The 9,434-nt window shown below is 47.7% G+C and carries 9 protein-coding genes and 1 rRNA gene; 4 read left to right on the top strand and 6 right to left on the bottom strand.

Annotated elements, in window-relative coordinates:
- From rrf to aroA, 3 genes are all read left to right on the top strand, one after another.
- Window positions 1–108, top strand: a 5S ribosomal RNA gene (rrf, locus tag NC997_RS16865); the annotation flags it as partial.
- Between the two features lie 133 nt (window positions 109–241).
- The gene (locus tag NC997_RS16860) at window positions 242–1,579 is read left to right on the top strand and encodes a hypothetical protein (protein ID WP_190526352.1); all 1,338 of its coding nucleotides are present in this window, start codon (window positions 242–244) and stop codon (window positions 1,577–1,579) included.
- A 202-nt stretch (window positions 1,580–1,781) separates the two neighbouring features.
- Window positions 1,782–3,128, top strand: a complete 1,347-nt coding sequence (aroA, locus tag NC997_RS16855; protein ID WP_190526370.1) for a 3-phosphoshikimate 1-carboxyvinyltransferase — start codon at window positions 1,782–1,784, stop codon at window positions 3,126–3,128.
- A gap of 95 nt (window positions 3,129–3,223) precedes the next feature.
- Here aroA and NC997_RS16850 read toward each other — a convergent pair whose 3' ends face one another.
- The 4 genes from NC997_RS16850 to NC997_RS16835 form a co-directional block, all read right to left on the bottom strand.
- On the bottom strand, window positions 3,224–4,213 hold the full coding sequence (locus tag NC997_RS16850; RefSeq protein ID WP_190526350.1) for a glutathione S-transferase family protein: 990 nt from the start codon (window positions 4,211–4,213) through the stop codon (window positions 3,224–3,226).
- Window positions 4,214–4,326: 113 nt separating this feature from the next.
- A complete protein-coding gene (gatC, locus tag NC997_RS16845; RefSeq protein WP_190414356.1) occupies window positions 4,327–4,617 on the bottom strand; it encodes an Asp-tRNA(Asn)/Glu-tRNA(Gln) amidotransferase subunit GatC in 291 nt (96 codons plus the stop codon).
- Between the two features lie 90 nt (window positions 4,618–4,707).
- Window positions 4,708–5,229, bottom strand: coding sequence for a photosystem I assembly protein Ycf3 (locus NC997_RS16840; RefSeq protein WP_190414358.1), 522 nt, complete (start codon window positions 5,227–5,229; stop codon window positions 4,708–4,710).
- Between the two features lie 317 nt (window positions 5,230–5,546).
- Complete coding sequence (locus NC997_RS16835; protein ID WP_190526348.1) at window positions 5,547–6,194, bottom strand: pentapeptide repeat-containing protein; 648 nt, start codon at window positions 6,192–6,194, stop codon at window positions 5,547–5,549.
- A 68-nt stretch (window positions 6,195–6,262) separates the two neighbouring features.
- Between NC997_RS16835 and NC997_RS16830 the strand changes: the two genes are divergently transcribed.
- On the top strand, window positions 6,263–7,588 hold the full coding sequence (locus tag NC997_RS16830) for a hypothetical protein (protein WP_190526346.1): 1,326 nt from the start codon (window positions 6,263–6,265) through the stop codon (window positions 7,586–7,588).
- Here NC997_RS16830 and NC997_RS16825 read toward each other — a convergent pair.
- A complete protein-coding gene (locus NC997_RS16825) occupies window positions 7,583–7,807 on the bottom strand; it encodes a hypothetical protein (protein ID WP_190414362.1) in 225 nt (74 codons plus the stop codon). The two genes, NC997_RS16830 and NC997_RS16825, sit on opposite strands and share 6 nt — an antisense overlap.
- Window positions 7,808–7,940: 133 nt before the next feature.
- Entirely contained in the window at window positions 7,941–9,125 is a 1,185-nt protein-coding gene (locus NC997_RS16820) for a SpoIID/LytB domain-containing protein (RefSeq protein ID WP_242029171.1), read from the bottom strand.
- Window positions 9,126–9,434 lie beyond the last annotated feature (309 nt).

The raw sequence follows: 9,434 nt of genomic DNA, 5'->3' as shown, positions 1-9,434 counted from the left end.
CTAGCGTTGTGGAACCACACCGACTCCATCCCGAACTCGGAGGTGAAACGCAACTGCGGCGAAGATACTCGGTGGGTGACTGCCTGGGAAAATAGCTCAGTGCCAGGTTGATTATCAAAAAGCTCTCTTGCCGAATAATGATGCAAGAGAGCTTTTTTGCTTTTTGTATTGGGGGATAAATACTTTTGCTTAATTTCTTGAATAACCTTTAACCTAGAATTGTTGAACGAGAGATTGAGCTGTGGATGCCATATTAGAGCGATCGCATGAATTAAAACAAGCTTTAATTGAGTTTGTCTTGGAGGCGGAAGGAGAGCTGGCGCAATCGTTAGAAGCTTATGCCGCTGCTCAGCCACACCGAGAGCGTCAGGATATTGCACAAAGAGACCTAATTATTGATACCTTCTTGACTGAAGGAAAAGTAGGGGATGGGGATAAAGACGTTTTGGATTTGTTTCTGGAGAGCCAGCCAGAATTGTCCGAAAACGATCGCAACTTAGTCGGTAGCTGGCGGTGTAGCTTCATTGGCTTGTTTGCTACGCTCCAAGTCTTATCAGATGGCTTTGAGTTGATGAACTGGCTGACTGCTAAGCGCTACATCGTCAAGCCAAACACGCTTCTAACATGGCAGGAGATGAGCCGGTTTAAAGAGGGAGAAATTTTACTCACTCGCATTGCACCTGTAACCGAGAGCGTCTGGATGTTTTCTGGTCCTTGTATCCCAATGGGGAGATTAGGAAAACCCAAGCTGGCAGTGGCAATCGGAAATTTTAAGGAAAATTACAACAAATCGCTTTATAGTGACGCTCCAGAACTTCTAGAACTGGCATGGCAATCAGTAGAACAATATCACCAGGATTTTCTGAGCTTTTTTGGTAGCGACGAAGTCGTAATGCCTGGGTACCAGATGAATAAGAGGATAGAAGAATTTCAGGAATTACTAACTAAGAAACGCTTAGCAGCGGCAGGCATTGATGAAAATAAATCGCTCTCGGAAATAGCCGCAGAAGCTGGGGTTACAGAAGAGGAAATGAAAGCAGCCGCAGAAGAATCAGGTGCCGATTCAAAAGCGATCGCTCAGATGTTTGACAGCAAAAACCCAACTAAGATGGTGACACCTAAAGTTGAGTTGCCTGCAAATCTCAAGAAAGCCGAACAGCTAACAGCCCTCACCCATCCTCGTTGGGGTCAAATATTTCTGCCTACATACAGCCGGTTCAAGGCAATGCTAGAAGCAGAAGACTGGCAGAACAACATTGAAAACACTGAGAAGCTGGTTCGTCAGTATCTAGAAGAATCGACGATTAATGCCTTCATTTGGCATCGCTTAGCCGAAACTTATCCAGCCCAAATGGAAAAGCTGTTGAAAACAGTGTTACAGCGTCCAGAATTGAAAATTGACCGCGATTTAGACGCTTTACTCCAAGAATATAACAAGGCGTTAGAGCCTGATTTACCGGAGATTGCCAGTGTGCCAGTGCATTTACATGATTTATTTCAGGAAGCGCTGGCAGAGGTTAATAAATCAAAATCTAAGGGCAAGAGTAAAAAGAAGATAGGAATAGGCTTTCAAAAGTAGCGATTGGGACTGAAGTGGTTACTGTAGCACTTCTCAGTTGGATGGAATGTATTGCGGTTCTAAGGTTTGGTAGGGGCTTTTTGATTGCCATGCCCCTACAGATGTATCGCAACCCAATCCAGAATTGCTATAACTCCAGTGCTATCGTCAGTGTCAGCAATTGGTAGAATCACTATTTGCAACTTCATCCCAGTCCCTCTTCATGCCAGCCGCAGTTGTCACGCTAGAAAATACTGAAAATCAGGATCGTTTAATCATTCAGAATCCCGCAGCAGGGCTATCCTTGCAGGGACGCATTCGGGTGCCAGGGGATAAATCTATCTCCCACCGGGCTTTGATGTTGGGAGCGATCGCCCAAGGAGAAACCACCATTCAGGGACTCCTCTTGGGAGAAGATCCCCGCAGCACTGCTAGCTGTTTTCGGGCGATGGGTGCCGAAATTTCGGAACTGAATACGGAAATGGTGCGAATTCAGGGCATCGGACTCGGCTGCCTACAAGAACCAACCTCAGTCTTGGACGCCGGTAACTCAGGTACTACCTTGCGACTGATGCTGGGGCTTCTCGCCTCTCATCCGGGACGTTTTTTTGCTGTGACGGGGGATAGCTCGCTGCGCTCGCGCCCAATGTCTCGCGTTGTTAAACCGTTACAAGAGATGGGCGCTCAAATTTGGGGACGTCAGAACGACTCTTTAGCGCCTCTAGCAATTCAAGGACAACAACTGCGACCGATTCACTATCACTCTCCGATTGCTTCAGCACAAGTCAAATCTTGTATCCTCCTAGCTGGATTGATGGTGGAAGGACAAACTACCGTTACCGAACCCGCCCTCTCCCGCGACCATAGCGAACGGATGCTCAAAGCTTTCGGGGCAGAACTCAGCATCGATCCAGAAACCAATAGCGTCACCATTACTGGCTCAGCCAAGCTGCAAGGGCAGCCGGTGGTAGTGCCCGGGGATATTAGCTCAGCTGCCTTTTGGCTGGTTGCTGGGGCGATTGTACCGGGTTCGGAGTTATGTGTTGAAAATGTTGGGATTAATCCCACTCGCACCGGCATTCTGGAAGCTCTGGAGAGGATGGGCGCTGACATTCAGATGGAAAATCAGCGGATTGTCGCGGGTGAGCCAGTAGCAGATTTGCGGGTACGTTCCAGTGCCCTTAAAGCATGTGAAATTGCTGGCGATCTAATTCCTTGCCTGATTGATGAGATTCCGATTTTGGCTGTAGCGGCAGTGTTTGCCCAAGGAACTACTGTAATTCGAGATGCAGCAGAGTTGCGGGTCAAAGAAAGCGATCGCATTGCCGTTATGGCATCTCAGCTCAACCGCATGGGTGCCAAGGTTACAGAAAGACCCGATGGGTTAGAAATTACGGGGGGCACTCCTCTCATCGGCACTGATGTTGATAGTCATACCGACCATCGAATTGCCATGAGTTTAGCAATTGCTGCCCTGAATGCAGAAGGCACTACCACAATTGGGCGTGCCGAAGCAGCCGCTATTTCTTACCCGGACTTCTTTCAATCCTTAATCGGGATTATCAAGTGATATTTAAGCTCAGATGCTTACAGCATTTGCGTTTTTACTCTAGTTATTAAAAAAAGCAAGGTGGGTAGTATCCACCTTGCTTTTTAAATGAGGAATCACACAGCGGTCGCCTTAGCTTTAGGCGATAATTGTTCGCGGTTATGAGGTTCCTCAAAATCAATTAACGGCCCTTTCGGAACAATTCTGGTGGGATTAACTTTTGGGTGGCTTTTATAGTAATGGCGTTTGATATGGTCGAGGTTGCAGGTTTCCTTTACCCCCGGCACCTGGTAGAGGTCTTTCAGGTAATTCCAGAGATTGGGGTAATCCACAATCCGGCGTAAATTGCACTTGAAGTGGACATAGTAAACGGCATCGAAGCGCAAGAGAGTGGTAAACATACACCAATCTGCCTCGGTGAGGCTTTCTCCACACAGATAGCGGTGCTCCGCTAACACTTTTTCCCAACGATCGAGAGCATCGAATAGTTCCGTCACCGCTTCATCGTAGGCGGCTTGGCTAGTCGCAAATCCTGCCCGATAAACGCCATTATTAATCGGTTGGTAAATTGCATCAATCGTCTTATCAACCACCTCCTGCAATTCTGTTGGATAAAAATTCATCTCAGACTTGGCGAAATCATCGAATTCTGTATCAAACATCCGAATGATCTCGCGGGATTCATTATTCACAATCGTGGCAGTTTCTTTATCCCAAAGAACTGGGACAGTCACCCGCCCATTGTAATTAGAATCCGCTTTAAGATAAACTTCCCACAAATAGCGAGTCTTATTTACCGTATCGGGGATAGAACCTGGTTCTTCTGAGAATTCCCAACTATTTTGATCAATTTCGGGTGCCACAACTGAGAGACTGATAACATCTTCTAATCCCTTCAATTGGCGCATAATTGCGGTTCGTTGCGCCCAAGGACAAGCCCAGGAAATATAGAGATGATAGCGACCCGGTTCAGCCTTAAAGCCACTAGAACCATCAGCTGTAATTTTGTTGCGGAAGGTTGTTGATGGACGAATAAATTTTCCTTGGGAGTCTTCTTGTTCTCGTTCGCTAACCCACTTTCCATCAATCAAAAGACCTAAACCCATAACGTTCTCCTTTGAGAGTATGAAGGGCAACCCCTGGAAGATTGCCCCACACTTATTGGCTCAGGTTCTCACCTAAAATTCATCGGTCTTAGGTGCAAAATAGGGCGAGTACCTTACTCAGCGCTGAGGATTTTTGGCACTTTGAAAAAGTCACCCTCTTGATCTGGGGCACCTGTGAGAATAGCTTCCCGGTTGGGAAAGGGTTGCAGTTCATCAGGGCGTGTCACATTGCTAACATCAATTGCCCTTGTTGTGGGTTGCACATCACTGACATCAAGTTCGCTTAATTGTTCAAAATACTCCAAAATACTGCCTAGTTGGGTCGTAAATTGGGCTTCTTCTTCGGGGGTCAGTTCTAGGCGAGCCAGATGGGCAACTTTGCGAACTTGTTCGCGGTCAATCATAACAGTGGTAATGGCTTATTGGTAATTGGTCATTTGATAGTAGATAGTAGGTAATTTTTTCTCTTTTGTTGATTACCTATTACCTGTTACCTAAAAGAAGATATCCATCGTAGATCGCCCAGTCGTTTTGAGCCAGTTTTGGGCTTCGATGTAGTTATTCGGAGCCATACTAATCGCTTGTTTCCAATATTCTCCGGCTTTGTCAAACAAAGCTTCAGCAGCTTCGGGATCTCCATCTTCCTTGAGCTTTTCACCCTGGAAGTGGTAAATGACGGCAATATTATTCAACGCTTGAGGCAGGCGGGGATTACAGTCAAGCGCTTGGTGGTAGTATTCCAAAGCCTGCTCGTGATCGCCATTGCTGGCGTATATCAGACCCATATTGTAGAGGATATAACTGCGGTCGTAAGTGTCTTCCTCTAGCGTTAAAGCTTCCCTGTAATTGTCTAGAGCTTCAGCGTATTCACCATCTGCCTGCGCTGACATACCATCGCGGTAGTAGATGAAAGCTTCTTTTGCTTTCTTGTTGGCAGGCAAGATTTTTAGGATGATATCCGCCATTACCGTGAAGCTCTTGTCAATGAAGTTATCGTTTTTTTGCGTTCTTGGCATATCCGGCTCTGTAATGCTGTGCTAATTAGGAAAGTGTAGAGTGGTCAGTTTATCGCTCAGTGATGCTCTTTAAGCTAATTTAACGCGCTCTGGGAGTCAACTGGATTGAGATTAACAAATGCGATCGCGCATTTGTTGTTCTTTCCTCAATCAACCGAGTTTCTCAGTATTTTTTCGCAGACGTATTATTTTATACAAAATAAATACTAGTTCTTGTGTATATTTAGAGAATGGAAATCTGTGCGCTTATATATACGGAATTAAAGCTTGGCGATCGCTCAGATGTAAGGCTAATGCACCCTTGACTATGGTTGGGGTTAATAATGCAAAGTGCCATCTGGGAGATTTGCACTATTGAGCTGGACGCCTTCGAGAAGCGCATTCTCAAAATCAGCATTTCGCAAATCTGCCCCCCGCAAGTCCGTTCCTCGGAGAATGGCATTGCTCAAGTCAGCACTAATCAGATTAGTTTCCCGCAAATCAGCCTTTGTGAGATCAGCGCCCGGTAACTTCGCCATCGTCAACTCAGAACCGGCAAGGTTAGCGCCTGTGAGATTGGCTTTAATCAGCGCGGCTAAATTCAAATTAACGCCGCTCAAGTTGGCACCGCTAAGGTCGCTATTAATCAAGCTGGCACCGCCTAGATTCGCCCCCCCTAAATTGGCACCCCTTAAATCGGCAGCACTGAGATTGGCACCGGCGAGATCAGCACGCCTCAAGTCAGCCGCCCTTAAGTCCGCATCTCTCAACTCAGCACCCCTCAAGTCACACTGAGGACATTGTTTAGTTTTTAGCAAATGTTGAACGTGTTCCAGATTGGCTGCTTTGAGTGGTGTGGTTAATCCCAAAAGTGAGAATAGGAGAGCGAACAGCCACGTTAGCGTTGCCAAGCGGCGCTTCGGTTTAGGGTGGCATACGCTAAGAGCGAATAGGTTAAGAGCGCTCGCGCAAGTTCTGGGTTTCATAATCTGCCTGCTGGAATTTGCCAAAATTTTATACTGGTGATAGTAGCCTCCGTCCTTGAGGAAAGCACATGGCTCCCAATCCCACCCTCATGCAAGCAGTTGAACACCTGGGCTACCGTGTCACGGTTGGCGATGTGGCAACCCAAGCTGGGTTAAATGTCAACATGGCTCAGGCTGGATTACTCGCTCTGGCATCCGACGCCGGTGGACACTTGCAGGTAGCAGAAACCGGCGAGATAGTCTACCTTTTCCCTAAGAATTTCCGGACAGTTCTCCGCAATAAGTTCTTGCGGTTGCGACTGAAGGAATGGTGGGAAAAAATTTGGAAAGTTTTGTTTTACCTGATCCGGATTTCCTTCGGGATTATCCTGATTGCTTCCATTGTCCTAATTTTTGTCGCGATCGCAGTTATTCTAATCGCCGTCAATAGCAGCCGCGACAGCGATGATTCCGGCGGCGGTCATCACGGTGGCGGCGGTATGGTTTTTATGCCCCGCTTCTGGTTTGGCCCTGACATCTGGTGGTTTTTCTATCCAGACTATAGCGATCGCTACGAACGGCGTCGTGTCTCATCCCCCGAAGGCAAGAGACAGATGAACTTCCTAGAAGCCGTCTTCTCCTTCCTGTTTGGCGATGGGAATCCCAATGCCGATTTAGAAGAACGCCGCTGGCAAGAAATTGCCACTGTCATTCGCAATAATCAGGGTGCGGTGACAGCCGAACAAATCGCCCCTTATCTCGATGACATGGGCAAAGGCTGGGGCAAAGAATACGAAGATTATATGCTGCCCGTCCTCACTCGTTTTAATGGGCAACCAGAAGTCAGCCCAGACGGGGAAATCGTCTATCACTTCCCTGAATTACAAACTACAGCGCAAGAGCGAAATTCGCAGCCAGTGGGTGCATATCTCCGAGAGCGTCCTTGGCGCTTTAGCCAAGCCGATAGCGGACAAATTATGCTCTCTGCGGGATTAGGTGCCGTGAATATTATCGGTGCTTTAGTTCTCAATTCTCTGTTACGGGGAGAGATAGGGGTTCAATTAGCGCAATCCGGCGGACTTATCGCCTTCGTGCAGTCAATTTACTGGATTTTGCTGAGTTACGGCATCGCCTTCCTGTCAATTCCCCTAATCCGCTATTTCTGGATTCAGTGGAGAAATCAGCGAATTGAAGCCCGAAATCAACAACGACAAGAACGAGCCATCTTGTTAAATCAAGCGAATTCCGCTTTGCAGAAGAAAATTGCTTATGCTCAACAATTTGCTGCGAAAACAGTCATCGGTCGCGAGGATTTAGCCTACACGACCGAAACCGAGCTTATAGAACAGGAGATCGAGCAAGCCGATAAGATTGATGCAGAATGGCAGCGTCGCCTCAACCAGAGCGGTTCATAAAGATTCCTTGGGGCGTTTAAAAATCAAGAAACCATAACCATAACCCGGATGGGAATTCACGCCGGTTAATTCCCAGCCTTCCTGTCCGAGTTGATTGGATAATTCATGGAGAGGTGGGATGTCTTGTTTATCTCGAAAGTCTTTTTCGTTGACACTTTTGGGTCGGAGATCGCCTGCAAAGTAGTCAAACCGAACAAAGAGATACTCCCACTTTTTCACAGCAATCCTTCTGGCGTTTGATTAAGTCAGCTGAAAAGCAAGGAGCGATCGCTCCGGGATGAGCGAAGCGATGTCACTTGGTGGCTACCGCTTCGCTCATCCCTACTTTGGGGCGGTAACAGTTGCCCCGTTTCTACTGCACTTTCATGCTAGCGATCGCGGTGCGCTGGTAATAATGCCCCAAAATTTGCTGGTAGTTTGTCCCCTGCTGAGCTAAATTGTAAGCCCCCCACTGGCTTAAACCAAGACCGTGACCGAAACCACGACCGTTGAGCTGAAAACCCGTTCCTGTGGAGCTAACCGTGAACAACGTACTCCTAAGCTTCAGTGCTTGACGCAGCTGACTTCCAGTCATCCGCCGCGTGCTACCACTTCCAACGACTTTCATCGTCATAATCCGTCCGCTAGGAGTGGTGCGTTCCGGTATCAAAGATTTAACATTGCTTACACCCAGAAGCCGACTAAGTTCGTTGCGGGAGAAGCTTTTCTGCCACTGGTAGCCTGGTGTCCCTTGGTCGTAGTCTGGAACGCCGCGCAGGTAAGCCAGGGGTTCCGACCAAACATTTTCCACATTTTCCGTGTGTCCTCCAGAAGCGGAGTGGAAGACAGCAAGAATAATTTGACCGTTGTAGGTTAAAACTTGCCCAGCCGTGGCATTCACAGCCATTTGCGTTGACTCGGCTTCGGTTTCCAGACCTTTGTAAACTTGCCAAGTCTGGGTATCGCCGACATCAAAAACGCTATTGCCAGCAGTTTGACGCTTATACAGGGCGTAGGAACGAGCGGCGACAGCTTGCGCCTTCAAGGCTTCCAGAGGCCAATTAGCACTCATTTCCGAGCCTAAGACGCTGTAAAGATATTGTTCTAAATCAACTTGGTTGACGGCGGTGAGTCCTTTGCCGGTGCGAACCAATCGAGTGCGTCCCCGATACCAGCGATCGCCGATCCAAACATAACCGCCAGCCGTCGGTTCCACTATCAGTTGCGTGCTTTGCTCTCCGCCCAGCGCCACGCCACCGCCTGTAGGACGGGCTTCCATGCCATCCATTGCCGCCATTTGCCCTACTACTCGACCGGCACTATCGCGGATTACGGCTTTGGTGGAACTGCCCACGGTAATCTTGCTGACGCCTTCTTGAATCGCTACGCGCAGTTCCATCGCTTTAGCGGGCGCAACCAGCATGAGCCACAACAAAAAAGTCAGCCACCATTTAGAAGGATGTAGCCGCCCGGAGGACGCCTTCCCGAAGCCTAAGATGAAGCAAGAAGTCTGAAGCATGAAGGATTTCTGTTTGCCTAGGAGCTGTTTAGTTACCATCTATTAAAATTTCCTCACACGATGCCAAATAGAGTGCTAGGGATAGTCATTATTAAATTCCACTTAAATTGAGCATGAGAGCAAGAATCCCGTCCTTGAACTTCTCTTAGGAAGGTGGATTTATTAAGTCCCAATTCAAAAGCGTATGGGTATGGCACAGAAAAAGCCCTTACATGAAGATGAATGAGTGTCAGTTATTTAATCCACGTTCCTTAGTTCAAGACCCTTGAGAGCTGATCCGCTTATAAATTGGCACAACCCACTGACTTTTCTTATCGTGGATATATTTACCATGTTTGCTGCCGGAGT

It is taken from the genome of Trichocoleus sp. DQ-A2, assembly GCF_039961915.1.
Lineage (GTDB): Bacteria > Cyanobacteriota > Cyanobacteriia > Cyanobacteriales > FACHB-T130 > FACHB-T130.
The sequence above is the reverse complement of the archived record's forward strand: the minus strand, read 5'-3'. Positions and strand labels throughout refer to the sequence as shown.